This window comes from Succinimonas amylolytica DSM 2873 (assembly GCF_000378405.1).
GTDB classification, from domain to species: Bacteria; Pseudomonadota; Gammaproteobacteria; order Enterobacterales; family Succinivibrionaceae; genus Succinimonas; species Succinimonas amylolytica.
In genome coordinates this window covers 1,771,293-1,787,059 of the sequence record NZ_KB899636.1, presented here as the reverse complement: position 1 = coordinate 1,787,059, position 15,767 = coordinate 1,771,293, and the positions used below count along the sequence as shown (strand labels likewise).

Here is a 15,767-nt window from a genome sequence, read left to right as displayed (position 1 = left end):
GCCTCCCCTTTGCCAGTCTTTCCGAAATAGGGTTCAGAAATGGAAAAGCGTGAGCGAAATAATAGATAAATTTGCTAGTAAGTCTGACAATGTTGAAAACATGTCAGAACCTCTGCCAGAGCGGTCAGATACAAAAATTCTGGAGCAGAAAAACAGACAGTTTATCTAGCAGGTTTTAAGACATTTAAAAAAAGCACTGACAGCTGGGAACACCCCCCTATAAATAGAGAATCCCGCATAATAAAAGCCCGTCCGCGGGGACAGGCTTTTTTCTTCAGTGTCCGACAGAAACTATCCCAGAAGGCTCAGCGCTACCTGCGGCCGCTGATTAGCCTGGCTCAGAATGGACTGGGATGCCTGCTGGATAATGTTCTGCTGGGTCATGGCCGCAGTCTCGGAGGCAAAATCGGTATCCCGGATGCGGCTTCTGGCGGCAGCCACATTCTCCGCCACGTTGCACTGGTTTCTGATGGCGGACTCCAGCCGGTTCTGCACCGCGCCGAAGTCGGCTCTCTTGGCATCCACAACCGCTATGTACGAATCAATGGTAGCCAGCACATCCTGAGCCTTGTCGACATTGGAAATATCAAAGGACTTTCCGGACTTGGTATTTCCGGTGTCCCCCGGTCTGGCTACATCCTTGGTACCATTAATTGTAGCTGACGAATTACCTATCACGGTATACAGATCCTTTACAGTCCAGCCACCAAGATTGCTGGCTGTTCCGATTCCGTTTACCTTGTTCAGATATGATTTTGTAGATCCCTGCATGCTAAGCGAAATCTGCTGATTGGCATCAGCTCCCACCTGAAAGCTTATGGAGGTTTTATCAAAAATCGTCTCGCCGGCGAAGGTGGTATCAGTGGTTATCCTGTCGATTTCGGCGCAGAGCGACTCCACCTCCTGCTGAAGAGCATTCCGATCATCCTGCGAATTGGTACCGTTGGCAGACTGGAGCGCCAGGGTGCGGATTCGCTGGTACATATTGGTCATTTCCTCCATGGCGCCCTCGGCAGTCTGGGCGAAGGAAATACCGTCCTGAGCATTGCGATTCCCCTGATTAAGGCCGTTAATCTGGGACGTAAGACGATCGGAAATCTGAAGCCCCGCGGCATCGTCCTTGGCGCTGTTTATGCGGAGTCCTGAAGCCAGCCGTTTATAGGAGGTATCCAGAGCGTTGGTGGAATTTGCCATCATGCGCTGGGCATTCAGCGATGAGACATTGGTATTGACATACAGTGCCATGTTTTATTCCTCTCAAATCTGTCACGGGTTCTCCTGGAAATTCCTGAAAATCCCCGGAAGTCAGTTATTCTTATTACTATGGTATGGAAATGCCTTTATAGCGGAAGCTGCTAAATAACAGCCCCTGCGAATACATAGCGGCGGAACAGCTGGGAACTTGATTTAAAAACGAGTAAATTTCAACACATTGCGACAAATGTCACCATGTTTTCTATTACCCCCGCCTCCAAAGCAGCCCCGTTTCTTCCGGATACCTACCTGTTACAGACTTTTCCGGACACAGCAAAAATGCCGTTCTCCTGATAGCGGAAAACGGCATTCAGATCTGTATATAGCAATGCTTTACCAAAACACGGCTGGCGGCGCTGGCCAGGCTTCTAAAGAACGGCCTCTATTTCCTCGGAAATAAGCCGCAAAGCCTCCAGCGGATCCTGGCTTCTCGTAATCGGTCTTCCGATAACCAGATAGTCGGATCCCCCTCTCAGGGCGTCCGCGGGAGTAACAATCCGTATCTGGTCATTGGTTTCCGCCCATTTCGGCCTGATCCCCGGAGTTACAATTAAGAACTCTCCGGGAATGCTTTTCCTGATGATTCCGGCTTCCCTGGCACTGGAAACAACTCCGTCAAGACCGGAATTCCGGGCCAGTACGGCCAGCCTGGTCACTTCGTTTTCAACGGTATCCATAATCCCCACTCCGGAAAGCTGGGAGGCATCCATGCTGGTAAGCACGGTAACGGCAATCAGCTTCGGACGATCCTTTCCGAACTCCTGAAGCGCCTCTGCGGCCCTGGTCATCATTTTTTCACCGCCCATGGCATGAACATTAACCATCCATACTCCCAGCTCTGCTGCCCCGGCCACGGCCCGGGCCACCGTATTGGGAATGTCATGAAACTTGAGATCCAGAAAGATCTCAAAGCCCTGTCCCTGATAGCGCCGGACCATTTCCGGACCAAATCGGGTAAACATCTCCTTTCCTATTTTCAGCCGGGCTCTGGCGGGATCCAGGCGTGCTACCAGAGCATCCGCTTCCCGCTCCGTGGCAAAATCAAGCGCTACGATTATCCTCGGATCCTTTACCCCGGAATCTGTTTTACGAGTAGCTGACTCAGTCATATTCAATCCTTAAAAAAATCAGGCAGGAGGCAAAGATTCCTGCGAAAAATCAACTGAAGCATTTGGCTGCATGGTCTCCCATTTATGACAGCTGGGACACTTCCAGAACAGCATCTGCGATTTAAAGCCGCAGTGCCGGCAGACAAAACGGCTGGAATTAATCTTCTGGGCATCAATAAGGCTTTTGAAAACCAGCAGCTTCTGCTGACTCTGAGAATCCAGAGACTCCAGCCGGAGATCCATCAGCAAGGAAAACACTCTGATACTGGAGTATTTCTTAAGATACCTGATAATAAACTCCTCGGCATCGGAAACCCCCCGGGTATTGCAGATAATAGTGGCAATCCGGAGAGCCACCGCCTCGGATCCGGAGCGCTGGAGCCACTTTTCCAGAATCTCCAGCTCCTGTGCGCCGCTATCCTCCGGAAAACACCGTGCCAGGAGCTTAACGCAGAGACTGATCATCTGGGGAGCCGCTTCGGAAAAGGCCTCCAGAGCCTCCAGAGCCTCCCGGAACCGCCTGTTTTCAATATTAATCTTGGCAATGTTAAGATAAGCCCTGACGCAGGTGCCATTCACCTGAACCGCCTTTTTAAAGTATTCCAGAGCTTCCTTTTCCTGCTTTACCGAAAAGGCGTCATTGCCAAGCTCGCAGAAATACTCGGCTTCCTTGATGCTGATATTTGCCGCAGAACGAAAAATGTTCCGGAAGCTCTTTATAGTATCCAGAGCCTTATGCCATTCCTTTTCCTGGTCATACAGCTTTACCAGAAGCTCACAGGCCCGGGATTTTTCTGCATCATAGCTGATAAGCTCCTTCAGAATTTCCTCGGCCTTGTCCAGAAGTCCCGACTTAATAAAATCCCGGGCCAGCTCCAGAAGAGCACATGCTCTTTCATCGGAGGAAAGGCCCTCCATGATCATGATATTGTTATGAAAATTGATGGCCCGCTCCATCTCCCCTCTTTCGCGGTAAAGATTTCCCAGAGCGAGGTTTTCCTCAAAGCTGTGATTGGACTGACTGTCATAGAAACTGATAAGCTCGTCGGCAGCCTTTTTGCGGTCATGATTAAAAAAGAAATTGAGACCGCGGGTAAGATTTCTGATCTTTCCTGAATTTCTGTTCTCATTGTTCCGGAGCGCAGCATGATACCCCATATACCAGCCGTAAAAAGCTGCCACTGGCAAAAGGAGGAACAGAAGCTCAATCATGATACGGCCGCATCTCCTGTCAGTCAGCCGGCAGAAATAGCTCTGACTGTTCCGGAATCTTCAGGAACATCCAGGAGGGTATCCTTTTTGGGAATCCCTTCACCAGGGGCCGGCACCCCGTCCCGCTCCATCCTGCGAATCCGGCGTTTCAGATTCCGGATGGCAATCCACTGGGAGAAAACGATGTAAGCCCAGATCAGACTGAAAAACACCGCCCCCGCCAGAAACGAAAACCCCATAAGCGCAGAAACCGTGATTTCCGTCTTCCCTGCCAGCAGATTCAGCACCACACTGCTGTCGTTGGACATTCCCAGAGCCAGTGTCAGAACCATTATCACCAGCAAAAACAGAAAATAGCAATACTTTAATATTTTACGAATCATAAACACTTTCCGGTAAAGTCGGCCTTTATGCCGAAATCACCCACACTAAACAATACGAAACCGGTCTCCGGACACTCTGTCCCGCCCGATATTATAACAGCAAAAAACAGGAAGCCCCGTCCTTATGAAAGCACCAGGCCCGCGATTCCGGAAAACTCAGAAAATCCGCACCTTCAGTATCAGCTTTTTCACCTCGGCAGGAGCATTAATGCAGCACAGCGGCTTGTGAATCTCTCCGGGATAAAAGATCACAAAATCGCCAGGACCGAGATCCGTATAGGAAAGCGGCACTGCCCGATCCAGAAATCCGATATCCTTTTCGTCCGAATAGGGAATGCCTTCCGGATCATTGCCGGAAGCCGCCCCGATTTTCAGAGCCTCCGCCCGGAAACCAATCCGCTCCCTGCCTTCCAGGATCACATGAACATCAAGATAGCGCCGGTGGTATTCTGCCATTCTGACATCCTGAGGTTCAGTCATGTTCGTGTCGAAATTCGCAAAAACGCGGCCGTCGGTCTCCAGCTCCAGCCGTCCTTCGGGAAGCCTATCCCGAAGAGCTCTGTTAATCCATACCGCATATTCGCCCAGCAGCTTTTCTGAAAATTCGTCCCCAAGATGCCCCGCAATCATAAAAACCCCATTTCAATATTTCAGCACACATCTCCTGAATTTTACTATTTTTCGGCAATGCTGTTAAAGTTTTTCATCCCGCACTTCCTGTCTTCCCACCAGACATTCTGACTGAAAACGCCGGAATAAATGTCACGATTATCCGAGTGACAAACCGCAGTCTTTTGATACTTCCGGCTGTAAAAGGTAGAATAGCGGCATTCAGGGGCTTCCACGGGAATCCGGTAGCCCCCTTCTCTAGCAGCTTTTACAGGTATAAAGATATGAAGGTAAAACCACTGGTCAGTAATTTCATTCCCCCGGAAATCAAGCATGATTCGGCCGGCATGGACATCTATTTTCAGGAAGACACGGTGCTGTCCGCCGGAAGGGACAATGTGGTAAAGCTGGGATTCGCCGCCGAAGTTCCTCACGGCTTTGTTGCCCTGCTTCTGCCAAGAAGCAGTGCCGGAATCCGCGGCATCGCGCTTAGAAACACTGTCGGAGTTATTGACAGCGACTACCGCGGGGAATGGATTGCCCACCTCGTGGTTGACGAGGCAGAAGACAACACCTCCAGTACAGCCATCAGCTATAAGAGGGGCGAACGTGCCATTCAGGCCATTATTGTTCCAGTACGCTATGAAACCGTTGAAATCACCGATGAGCTTTCGGACACCAGCCGCGGTCAGGGCGGTTTCGGAAGTACCGGAAAATAGTCCCGAAAAACACCGGTTTTACTGCTCACAAACAGTCTAAAGCGAGATTTGTTCATGACCCCAATATTCGCAGTCTATAAAAAAGTACCTCTGGTTCTGCAGATCGTTATCGGTCTCATAATCGGAATTATCCTGGCAGTTTACTGTCCGGAGCCTTTTTCCTTTGTAAAAGGTTTCGGCGAACTGTTTGTCAAGGCGCTCAAGAGCGTGGCACCGCTTCTGGTGCTGGTGCTGGTCACCTCCGCCATTGCCGCTCATCAGAAGGGTAGCAGGAATCAGCTCTGGAAACTCATCATAATCTATTTTGTCTCCACCTTCCTGGCTGCTGTTACCGCCGTTGCCGCCTCCTTCATATTTCCCACAACAGTGAACCTGAAAACAGCCGGTCCCGAGAGCGCCGCCGCTGTCAGCAGCATCGCAGATGTTCTTTCAAACATTCTGGTTAGTGCTGTGGACAATCCGGTTAACGCCCTCATCAATGCCAACTACATTTCGATTCTGGTATGGGCATCGGCTCTCGGCTTTATGTTCCGCAATGCCGCCGATACCACTAAAAGGGTTCTGGAGGATCTGGCCTCGGTGGTGACCAATATTGTAAGAATCGTGATCTGCCTGGCCCCGCTGGGAGTTATGGGACTGGTTTACGACTCCATTGTTTCGCAGGGAGGCATTGAAGGACTGGCCAAATATCTGCTGGTAATCGAGGTACTGGTAGCCGTAATGGCCATATCCGCTCTCATCATTAATCCGTTTCTGGTATTCCTTATTACCCGCAGAAACCCCTTCCCGCTGGTTTTCAACTGCCTTGTCAACAGCGCCTACTATGCATTCTTCACCAGAAGCTCGGCGGCCAACATTCCGGTAAACATGCAGCTTTGCGACAAAATGAAAGTTCCCAGAAGCATGAGCTCAATATCCATTCCTCTGGGAGCCACCGTGAATATGGCCGGAGCTGCAATAACCGTGAGTGTTCTTACCCTCACAGCGGTGGCTTCGCTTAATGGCGGAACACTTCCCCTGGACATCTGGACAGCAATTCTCCTCTGCTTCATGGCTTCAATCTGTGCCTGCGGAGCCGGAGGGATTGCCGGAGGATCCCTGATGCTGATACCTTTGGCCTGTTCTCTCTTCGGTATCGGAAACGACATTGCCATGCAGATGGTCGGTATCGGAATGGTCATCGGAGTGGTTCAGGATTCCTGCGAAACAGCCCTGAACAGCTCCTCCGACGCACTGTTTACCATTGCGCTGAGTAAAAGGCAGCAAATGAAGGAAGAAGCCCGGATTCAGGCTGTAAAAGCAGCGTCTGAAACCAATTTCTGAAAAAGCTCCACTGTTTCACCAAAACGGGATTACGCATCCCGTTTTTTTATCCGCGAACATACCAGGTCTGTATCACAGCTCCGTATTTGCCTGACAAACAGGCTGCGTGCTTTTAAAAATCTCCCATAATGTCAGTGCTTGGACAGGATGTCCCAAAATCCGCCTGCTCAGTGATTTTCTTTTCTGCTGTAATTTTTGCTGCCTAATGCCACGTGATTCTGGTTCCGGATACGGGCCTCTCATAGTCAGTTATTAATTCCTGATGAATAATTCCCTGGCCGGAATTTATCATCAGCCCCAGACCATAAATAATCAGGGCTGGATATGCCGTATACACCACGAGCCTTTGCTCCCTTCCGCCTTCCGGAGCGGAAAATTCCATAAAGTCCCGAAAATCCGGGGGCAGAGATGCGATCCCGGTGCCCACCGACGGGAGTTCCACACGGATAGAGCCAGGATGAAAAATGACTTTGGCTTGAGGTGAGGCAGGGTAGGATGAGATGTGATAGGGATAATTATGGTTAACAGCGACAAAAAAAAACCGGAATCCATCTCTGAACTCCGGCTTTTCATTTTTTCAGTCATCAGGCTGCCAAAAGACAGCTCCTCACGTCTGAATTATTCGCCCTTTGCAAGCTTGAAAGCTTCCTGCATTGCATTGGTATTGTTCTTGGAAGCTTCCTTGTTAGAAGCCTTGATATCGTCGAAGGTCTTCTTCTCTTCAGCACGAGCCTTGGCACGTACAGAGAGAGAAAGCTTGTGCTCACGACGATCGATGCCCAGGAACACAGCCTCAACGCTGTCACCAACGGCAAATACGGTGGTGGCATCATCAACATTGTCGGTAGAAGCATCAGCAGCGCGGATGTAGCCCTCAACGTCATCGGCAAGAGCAACAACAGCACCCTCAGGGGTTACAGACTTGATGGTACCGGTAACTACAGAAGAACCCTTCTTGAGGTTTTCTGCATAAGCAGAGAACGGCTCTTCTTCAAGCTGACGAATACCCAGAGATACGCGCTCACGATCAGCTTCGATGCTGGTAATTACAGCAGTAACTTCCTTGCCCTTCATTTCCTTGTAGCTCATAAGGGTCTTTTCGCCCTCAGAGCTGCTGATATCCTTAAGGTGTACCAGACCGTCAATACCGCCCTCAAGACCAACAAACATACCGAACTCGGTAACGCTCTTGATAATGCCGGTGATCTTCTCGCCAACCTTATGCTGCTCGCTGAAGATCTTCCAAGGATTCGGCTTGCACTGCTTGAGGCCGAGAGAAATACGACGCTTGTCCGGATCGATGTCGAGAACCTTTACTCTTACCTTCTCGCCAATAGAAACGAACTTGGAAGGATGAACGTTCTTGTTGGTCCAGTCCATCTCGGAAACGTGAACGAGGCCTTCAACGCCCTCTTCAATCTCAACAAAGCAGCCGTAATCAGCGAGGTTGGTAACAGTACCCTCGATTTCGGTGTTTGCAGGATAACGTTCAGCAATGTTAGCCCAGGGATCAGGTCCCAGCTGCTTCAGGCCAAGGGATACACGGCTTCTTTCCTTGTCGAACTTAAGAACCTTAACTTCGATTTCCTGACCAACGGAAACAACCTCACCAGGATGCTTAACACGCTTCCAGGCCATATCAGTAATGTGGAGGAGACCGTCAATGCCGCCGAGGTCAACGAATGCACCGTAATCGGTAAGATTCTTGACAACGCCGGTAATAACCTGACCTTCCTCAAGCTGACCAAGAATGGTCTGACGATCAGCATTGTGCTCGGTTTCAATAACAGCACGGCGGGAAACAACCACGTTGTTCCGCTTCTGATCAAGTTTAATAACCTTGAATTCCAGAGGCTTCTTCTCAATGTCGCTGGTATCGCGAACAGGACGTACATCAACAAGAGAACCAGGCAGGAAGGCACGAATACCCTCAACGGATACAGTAAAGCCGCCCTTAACCTTGTCTTCGATAACGCCTACAACAACTTCGTTATTCTTAAGAGCTTCTTCCAGCTTGCTCCAGGATTCAACACGCTTAGCTTCGTCACGTGAAACAACAGTAGAGCCGTCATCATCAGCAATACTCTTGAGGACTACATCAACCTCGTCGCCTACCTGAACGGTAACATTGCCCTCGGCATCCTTGAAGGAATCAACAGGAACAATGGATTCGGATTTGGAATGAGTATCGATGATTACAGACTTGTCATCAACGGAAACAACAACACCCTTAACAACAGTGTTAAGTTTGGTGCTCTCACTTTTTTCAAAAAGCTCAGCAAAAGATTCGGACATAATAAGTACTTAAAAAAATTTTAAAAAAGCCGCCAGACATCATGCCGGGAGGAGTTACACAAAAATTGCCGCCATCCGTGGCTGCAACGATCTTCAACGAGTGACCACCAGGTCATCGTTCAAAGTTTGAGCATTATATCAGTTTTTTGAAAAAACAAAAGTATCATCACAAAAATAGCGGCTATTTTCTGAACAGCAGTTTTCCCAGCGTTACTATTCACAGCCGGTTCATAATAGCTGTTTTCTGCATCAGCCGTTACTCCGCCTGGCCTAGCAGTCATTTCTCCCTTATTTTTTGTTTTTCAGTCCTGATCAGCGACATGGTTCAGCCTTCTGACAAAAACCGATCTCCCGCACCATTCCCCCATTTAACCCCTTAAAAAATCTAACTTTGTTTAACCTTTACTTGATTTTTAATCCTTGTGGTATAACCCTACCATAAGGATTTTTATATCCAATTGGAGGAAAATATGACTGGAAGCTATCCTTTGTGAAACAGAAATCCGGGGGGGTTTACGCATACGAAAATCTGCCACCCCTCCTTTCTTCTTTCGTCGGACAGCGGTGGTACTTTTAAGGACTGTGAATAGTAACTTCCCAGCCGGAAATCCGCCTTCATCCGGCTGGCAAATCAAGAACTACCAGGCTGTCAGTTTCCTTTGGACAGTGCCGCAAACACCAGCACCAGAATCAGCGTCAGATTAATCAGGGAAGAGCTTACAGAGGTTTTCTTAAGATACGGATCCAGCACCTTTCCGCTGTTTTTTCCGGAACCGGCAAAAGCGGCCGCCCTGAAAAACGGAATCAGCACCGGAATCAGCAAAAGAGCCCACCAGGAGTTGACAATTACCCCGATCACAAACAGCAGAAGTGCTGCAGCATTACAAAGTCCCCAGTGATACATCCGGCCTCCGGCAAGCCCCATTCTGACCACAAGAGAATTTTTTCCGCCGGCAATATCGCTCTCATAATCCCGGAGATTGTTCACATTGAGAACCATCACCGCCATAATTCCGGCGTTGCATCCGGCCAGAACCCCGCAGACACTGACCTGATGGGCAATCATGTACTCAGCCCCCATGACCGATACCAGCCCGAAAAAAATGAATACCGAAAGATCCCCCAGCCCCAGGTAGCTGTAGGCAATGCCGATGGTATAGGTTACCGCAGCCGCCACGGCAAGTGCCCCCAGAATGCAGAAGCCCAATAGCGCCGCCGGACTGTCCATAAAAGCCAGAAGGAGCGACACACTGCCAGTGCCCAGTGCCAGCACCCCTGCGGTCAGTATTCCCCGGAGAAGCTCCTTTCTGGTCATCCCCCCCTGCTGAAGAACGCTGATCCGGCCCTCGCGGACAGCATTATCAACACCGGAAACGCTGTCGCCGTAATCATTGGCAAAATTTGAAAGAATCTGGAGAAGCACCGCCGTCGCCAGAATAAAAACAGCCAGAATTCCCAGTCTGACGGGGGAGTCTCCCGGGGCAGACTCCAGACATCCTATAGCCACGCCAAGAAGCACTGCCGAAAGGGACAGCGGCAGCGTTCTCAGTCTCATGGCTTCCAGCCATTTCCCTGCCGTCCCGCGTGTCTGTCTCCCGGAATCGCTGCCGTTTACAGATATCTGTTCATCCATTGCGTTCACATCCGTTACTCCGCTTTCTCTCTTAACTTCTGCCTTATTCCCTGTCACTCTCTCTATGCTTCCTGCTAGCTGCGATACAGAGCCGTCAGACGGTCGATTTCCGCATTAACCCGTTTTTCCGATACGGGATACATGGTTCCCAGGCTCTGCGCAAACAGTGAAACCCTAAGTTCCTCCAGCATATACCTTACCAGATGAACTTCCCGGGGAACCGTTTTTCCGGAAAACATCCCCAGCAGGGATTCATACCGGTCCTCCACAGCCTGGCATTTCAGCATTAGCAGACGATCCCGTGAAGGATCCCGGGGCAGTCTCTCAATACGCTTCAGCATGGCATCCAGATAGCGTGGCAGCTCTGAATAGTATTTCATGGTCGCGGAAGTAGCAAAGCCCTTGCAGACCAGACGGTTCAGCTCTCCTCCGATATCGCTGAAGGCATAGGCAGTTTGAAGATCCATTCTCCCCCGAAGGTGCTTTCTGACATCATTGGCACGAAGAAGAATCTGCTCCGCCTTCTCTGCCAGAACCAGCACCCGGTCGTAAATAGAGGATTTGGCCTCCTCCACTATGCTGTCGAAGGATTTCTGATCCCGGCAGGCTCCGCCCTGCGATTCCATAATATCGTCCAGTGCCAGTGATTCCAGATCTGCTATCAGAGTCTGCACACTGCCAACGGCATTAAAATACATCGCCAGCTTGGCCCTGTTGGGAAGCTTGCTTTCCAGATACCGGAGAGGACTCGGGATGGAAAGCATGATAAGACGCTTCTCCCCCTGCCACATTTCCCGATCCGCCTCGTCACGGGAGCCATAAAGCTCCAGAGTAACACCGTCTCCGGAATCATGAAGAGCCGGATAGGCAATTACCTCCAGACTGCCGGTTCTTCTGGTTTCTGTTTCCGGTATGGTGCCGAAGGTCCAGGAATCGGATTTGGTATTGCGGGGCGCATCTCTGAGAACCTCGGCAAGGGTATTCTTGACATCCTCCTTAAGCTGATGCCGGAGAAGACCGAGATCCCTGCCTTCGGCAATAAGCCTCCCCTTGGTATTCACGATACGGAAATAAAAACTGAGGTGTCTGGGAAGATTTTCCAGTGCAAAATCCTCCTTCTTAATCACGGTTCCGGCCATTTTGGTCATTCTGGCGGTAAGAGCGTCCCAAAAGTAGCCATCCCCGGGGCTCAGACTCTCAAACAGGGTGCGGGCATGATCCGGAGCCGGCACAAAACTGCGGCGCAGGACTTTGGGAAGAGCCCTGATAAGCTCTGTAAACAATTCCAGCCGCAGACCGGGAATCAGCCACAGAAAAATGTCCTCGGGTATCTGATTAAGTACGGTAATCGGGATGACTGCGGTAACCCCGTCATTCTCCTTTGTGGGATCAAAATTATAGGTAAGCGGGATTCTGAAATTTCCGGCCTCCAGATGATCCGGATAAAGGTCCGGACTTATCATGGAAGTGTCCCGGCGTTTCAGCATCTCCATATCGTAATTCAGGAATCCGGAATCCTCCTTTTCCTTTACCTGCCACCATTTTTCAAAGGAACGGGCATCGGCAATGTCCTCCGGAATTCTTTCGTCATAGAAGGCAAACAGAGTTTCCTCGCTTACCAGAATATCGCGATGGCGGGATTTCTCCTCCAGATCCTCCACCTTTTCCACCAGATCCAGATTGTGCCGGAAGAAGGCCGCCCTGGTGAAAAACTCGCCGTTTACCAGCCCTTCCCGGATCATCAGTTCCCGGCAGAGCGCGGGGTTATGCCTGGTGTAGTTCACCGTACGTCCCGCAAACAGGGTAAGTCCCAGAAACATACCCTTTTCATGAGCCATAACCGCACCGTTTTTCTTGCTCCAGTACTCATCACTCCAGAAATAGCGTACCAGATGGGGAGCCAGCTTTTCCAGCCATAGCGGATCAATCGCGGCCACAGTTCTGGCATATACCTTCGAGGTTTCAGCAATCTCTGCGGCCATAATCCATGCAGGAGCCTTCCTGGACACTCCGGAACCCGGAAATATGTAGAATCTGGTACTACGGGTTCCCTGATACTCATAGCCCTCGGATGATTTCATGCCTATCTGCCCTAAAACTCCGGACAGAAGAGACATATGGAGTTCCTCATAGGTGGCAGGTTCGGTATTTTCCTTAAAGCCGTTCTCCCCGGCACACTCCCGGATCTGAGCCAGAATGTCAAACCATTCCCGCATTCTCAGAAACGACAGGAACTCCTTTTTCATGGTCTTCTTCATCTGGGAGGCTGTCTGTTCGTCCCTGAGCTTTACAAGATAGTCATACAGCCTGAGAATCGAGATAAAGTCAGATTTCTCGTCGTTAAAGCGGGCGTGACTCGTATCCGAAGTCTGCCGCATATTCAAAGGGCGCTCCCGAACATCCCTGGCTGAAAGAGCGGCAGTAATTATCAGGGTCTCTCTGAGAGCCCCTCTCCGGGAAGATTCAACCAGCATGCGGGAAAAACGGGGATCACAGGGGAATCTGGCCATGAGCTTTCCTGTGGAAGTAAGGCGCACGGTTCCGTTTTGATCCTTCTCTATGGCTCCCAGCTGTTCCAGAAGATTAATACCGTCATTTATCATCCGGTTTTCGGGAGGATCAATAAAAGGAAATCCCCCAATATCGGTGATTCTGAGAGAAAGCATTTTAAGAATAACCTGAGCCAGATTAGTTCTCTGAATCTCCGGCGGAGTGAACTCGGGCCGCGAAAGAAAGTCCTGCTCGCTGTAAAGACGGATGCAGATACCGGCAGAAAGACGCCCGGAGCGTCCCTTTCGCTGATTGGCACTGGCCTGGGATATCCTGGTTATCGGAAGGCGCTGCACCTTGGTTCTGGGACTGTAGAAGCTGATGCGCGCCGTGCCGGGATCAATAACGTAGCGAATCCCGGGGACGGTAACCGAGGTTTCCGCCACATTAGTGGCCAGAACTATTCTCCGGAGCGCATGCTCCTGAAAAACCCGGTTCTGCTCCGTATTGCTGAGTCGGGCATACAGAGGAAGAATTTCAGTGCCCTTAAGATTGCACTTCCCGAGAAAGGCAGCCATGTCGGCAATGTCCTTTTCTCCGTTAAGAAACACCAGGATGTCTCCCAGAGGATCCTCCTGGGTAAGCTCGTCCACAGCCCTCAGTACAGCATGTTCCAGATCGTCATCATCGATCTCCGGCTCGTCGTTTTCGTCAAATTCCTCGTTTATCGGCTCGTATCTTACCTCTACCGGATAGGTGCGGCCGGAAACGATTTTAACGGGAGCATTTCCAAAATGCCTGGCGAATTTCTCCACATCAATGGTGGCCGAGGTAATAATAAGCTTGAGATCCTTTCTTTTTTTCAGAAGATCATGAAGAAAGCCCAGAATAAAGTCGATATTAAGGCTGCGCTCATGAGCTTCGTCAACAATAATGACCTCATAATCATTAAGCCAGCGATCATTCTCCAGCTCAGAAAGCAGAATACCATCAGTCATGAGCTTGATAACGGTATTGTCTGCCGTGCGGTCGCCAAAGCGCACCTTGTATCCCACCAGTGTTCCCAGAGGTACGCCAATCTCCCGGGAAATTCTGTCGGCCACTGTTCTTGCCGCCAGACGGCGGGGCTGGGTGTGCCCGATCATTCCCCTTCTGCCCAGACCGGCCTCCAGGCAGATTTTGGGAAGCTGAGTGGTTTTACCGGAACCGGTGTCACCGGCAATAACCACCACCTGATGCTTCCTTATAAGTTCAGCAATCTCCTCATGATGCTGGCTTACGGGAAGCTCCTCGGGATATGAAACTGCCGGGATCTGGGCCGCACGGAGAGTGGCCTTTTCAATAGCGGCCGCTGTTTCCAGAGCCAGTACTTCAATCTTTGTTTCATCCGGATTCCGTACGGGTTTTTCGCGGGTTCCAAATACTGTACGGGCTTTACGGAGGATGCGGGAACTGTCTGAAATCAAAGCTTTCCTGAGAGCGTCCCGAAGAGAATTGTAGGTAATCTTAACGTCCATATTCACCATCTTTCCGGGGGATCAGAACCCGGAAACTTATCAAATATTGCTAGCAATGCTGTCAGTCGCGTGATTATACCAAAAGGGAACGGCTAATGACGGCCGGATAAATGAAAAGGTGGGGGAAAAGGCCGGAACCAGGCGCAAATGGTGTCAGAAAGGGAGCTGCAAGATGATAAAGAATTACCATACAGACTCTATTGTCAATGACCAGATAATATGTCCCCTTTTTGCTGAGTGATAAAATTTTTGTGTAAACAAGGTAATGCTGTGGCATAATTATGGGCCCAGTTATGTCGCAGTTAGTTTTCACAAATGAAAAGGAATGAACAATGGCAAGACAAAAACATAGTCAAGCTGCTCAGGATGTATTTCAGGCAATTGCCAATGGATGTGCCAATGGCTCCATTACTGATGTACAGGAGACCATGCGTGAAGCACTGGGAATAGCTGTTGAACAGATGCTTAAGGGAGAACTGGATAGCCATTTGGGATACAACCGGTCTTTCCAGGGGGCAAAGCAGACAACAGATCGTCGTAATGGGTACAGCAGCAAGACTGTTAAAACCAATCTTGGAGAGATTGTTATCGATGTGCCGAGAGATCGTGACGGTAGCTTTGAGCCTAGTCTTTTAGGAACCTACAAGACTGATTTATGCGGAATTGATGACAAGATCTATTCCCTGTATGGCATGGGAATGAGTCAGTCCGATATCGCCAAAACCATCTCGGAAATCTACCACTGCGAAATCAGCCAGGCCATGGTTTCATGTATTATTGCAAGGCTTACCCCAGTGATTCAGGAATGGCGGTCACGCCGGCTGGAGTCAGTATATGCGGTAGTATACGTTGACTGCATCTATGTCAGCATGAACAGTCAGGAGGCAAGTCAGCCAGCCTCAAAACATGCGGTGTACGTAATTATGGGTATCAACATGGAGGGCAAAAAGGATATTCTTGGGCTGTGGATTGATCCGACAGAATCAAAATCCAAATGGCTGAATATACTGGACAGCCTTAAGGAACGCGGAGTAGAAGACATTTTCTTTATGTGCATGGACGGTGTATCAGGACTGGAGGAAGGCGTTAAAACCATTTTCCCTAATACGGTGGTACAGCGTTGCATAGTGCACCTTATGAGAAACGCACTAGAATTCGTTCCATGCAAGGCGTATAAGGCTTTCTGCGATTCTATAAAGGCTGTATATAATGCCGTTGATAAA

At 49.9% G+C, this 15,767-nt stretch carries 12 protein-coding genes; 3 read left to right on the top strand and 9 right to left on the bottom strand.

The annotated features are described in order from the left end of the window. Positions 1-291: 291 nt before the first annotated feature. From F557_RS0107925 to F557_RS19285, 5 genes are all read right to left on the bottom strand, one after another. Positions 292-1,245 (bottom strand): flagellin N-terminal helical domain-containing protein, encoded by a 954-nt coding sequence (locus F557_RS0107925; protein ID WP_019001706.1) that lies wholly within the window; start codon positions 1,243-1,245, stop codon positions 292-294. Between the two features lie 377 nt (positions 1,246-1,622). Continuing rightward, the gene (gene pyrF, locus F557_RS0107920) at positions 1,623-2,363 is read right to left on the bottom strand and encodes an orotidine-5'-phosphate decarboxylase (protein ID WP_019001705.1); all 741 of its coding nucleotides are present in this window, start codon (positions 2,361-2,363) and stop codon (positions 1,623-1,625) included. 18 nt (positions 2,364-2,381) lie between these two features. Beyond that, positions 2,382-3,575, bottom strand: a complete 1,194-nt coding sequence (locus tag F557_RS0107915; protein ID WP_019001704.1) for a tetratricopeptide repeat protein — start codon at positions 3,573-3,575, stop codon at positions 2,382-2,384. 23 nt (positions 3,576-3,598) lie between these two features. Next, a complete protein-coding gene (locus F557_RS19290) occupies positions 3,599-3,958 on the bottom strand; it encodes a LapA family protein (protein ID WP_019001703.1) in 360 nt (119 codons plus the stop codon). A 156-nt stretch (positions 3,959-4,114) separates the two neighbouring features. Further along, a complete protein-coding gene (locus tag F557_RS19285) occupies positions 4,115-4,588 on the bottom strand; it encodes a NanQ anomerase/TabA/YiaL family protein (protein ID WP_019001702.1) in 474 nt (157 codons plus the stop codon). A gap of 263 nt (positions 4,589-4,851) precedes the next feature. Between F557_RS19285 and F557_RS0107895 the strand changes: the two genes are divergently transcribed. Further along, on the top strand, positions 4,852-5,286 hold the full coding sequence (locus F557_RS0107895; RefSeq protein ID WP_019001700.1) for a dUTP diphosphatase: 435 nt from the start codon (positions 4,852-4,854) through the stop codon (positions 5,284-5,286). A gap of 54 nt (positions 5,287-5,340) precedes the next feature. Then, positions 5,341-6,609: a serine/threonine transporter SstT gene (gene sstT / locus F557_RS0107890; RefSeq protein WP_019001699.1), complete on the top strand. Its 1,269-nt coding sequence runs from the start codon at positions 5,341-5,343 to the stop codon at positions 6,607-6,609. A 202-nt stretch (positions 6,610-6,811) separates the two neighbouring features. Here sstT and F557_RS0107885 read toward each other — a convergent pair whose 3' ends face one another. The 4 genes from F557_RS0107885 to hrpA all read right to left on the bottom strand — a co-directional run bounded on the left by F557_RS0107885 (position 6,812) and on the right by hrpA (position 14,544). Beyond that, positions 6,812-7,036, bottom strand: coding sequence for a hypothetical protein (locus F557_RS0107885; RefSeq protein ID WP_019001698.1), 225 nt, complete (start codon positions 7,034-7,036; stop codon positions 6,812-6,814). A 191-nt stretch (positions 7,037-7,227) separates the two neighbouring features. Then, positions 7,228-8,904, bottom strand: coding sequence for a 30S ribosomal protein S1 (gene rpsA / locus F557_RS0107880; RefSeq protein ID WP_019001697.1), 1,677 nt, complete (start codon positions 8,902-8,904; stop codon positions 7,228-7,230). A 649-nt stretch (positions 8,905-9,553) separates the two neighbouring features. Further along, entirely contained in the window at positions 9,554-10,594 is a 1,041-nt protein-coding gene (menA, locus tag F557_RS19280) for a 1,4-dihydroxy-2-naphthoate octaprenyltransferase (protein WP_019001695.1), read from the bottom strand. A 17-nt stretch (positions 10,595-10,611) separates the two neighbouring features. Then, positions 10,612-14,544: an ATP-dependent RNA helicase HrpA gene (gene hrpA / locus F557_RS0107865; RefSeq protein WP_169335177.1), complete on the bottom strand. Its 3,933-nt coding sequence runs from the start codon at positions 14,542-14,544 to the stop codon at positions 10,612-10,614. Between the two features lie 332 nt (positions 14,545-14,876). On the opposite strand from hrpA, the gene F557_RS19275 reads away from it, so the two are divergent. Further along, a partial coding sequence (locus F557_RS19275) for an IS256 family transposase (RefSeq protein ID WP_019001693.1) occupies positions 14,877-15,767 on the top strand: 891 nt, incomplete at its 3' end.

Bases quoted from the DNA above. Each gene is read 5' to 3' on its own strand.
- F557_RS19290 (WP_019001703.1), bottom strand. From the start codon at position 3,958: ATGATTCGTAAAATATTAAAGTATTGCTATTTTCTGTTTTTGCTGGTG.
- rpsA (WP_019001697.1), bottom strand. From the start codon at position 8,904: ATGTCCGAATCTTTTGCTGAGCTTTTTGAAAAAAGTGAGAGCACCAAA.
- hrpA (WP_169335177.1), bottom strand. From the start codon at position 14,544: ATGGACGTTAAGATTACCTACAATTCTCTTCGGGACGCTCTCAGGAAA.
- F557_RS19285 (WP_019001702.1), bottom strand. From the start codon at position 4,588: ATGATTGCGGGGCATCTTGGGGACGAATTTTCAGAAAAGCTGCTGGGC.
- sstT (WP_019001699.1), top strand. From the start codon at position 5,341: ATGACCCCAATATTCGCAGTCTATAAAAAAGTACCTCTGGTTCTGCAG.
- F557_RS0107925 (WP_019001706.1), bottom strand. From the start codon at position 1,245: ATGGCACTGTATGTCAATACCAATGTCTCATCGCTGAATGCCCAGCGC.
- F557_RS0107915 (WP_019001704.1), bottom strand. From the start codon at position 3,575: ATGATTGAGCTTCTGTTCCTCCTTTTGCCAGTGGCAGCTTTTTACGGC.
- F557_RS0107895 (WP_019001700.1), top strand. From the start codon at position 4,852: ATGAAGGTAAAACCACTGGTCAGTAATTTCATTCCCCCGGAAATCAAG.
- pyrF (WP_019001705.1), bottom strand. From the start codon at position 2,363: ATGACTGAGTCAGCTACTCGTAAAACAGATTCCGGGGTAAAGGATCCG.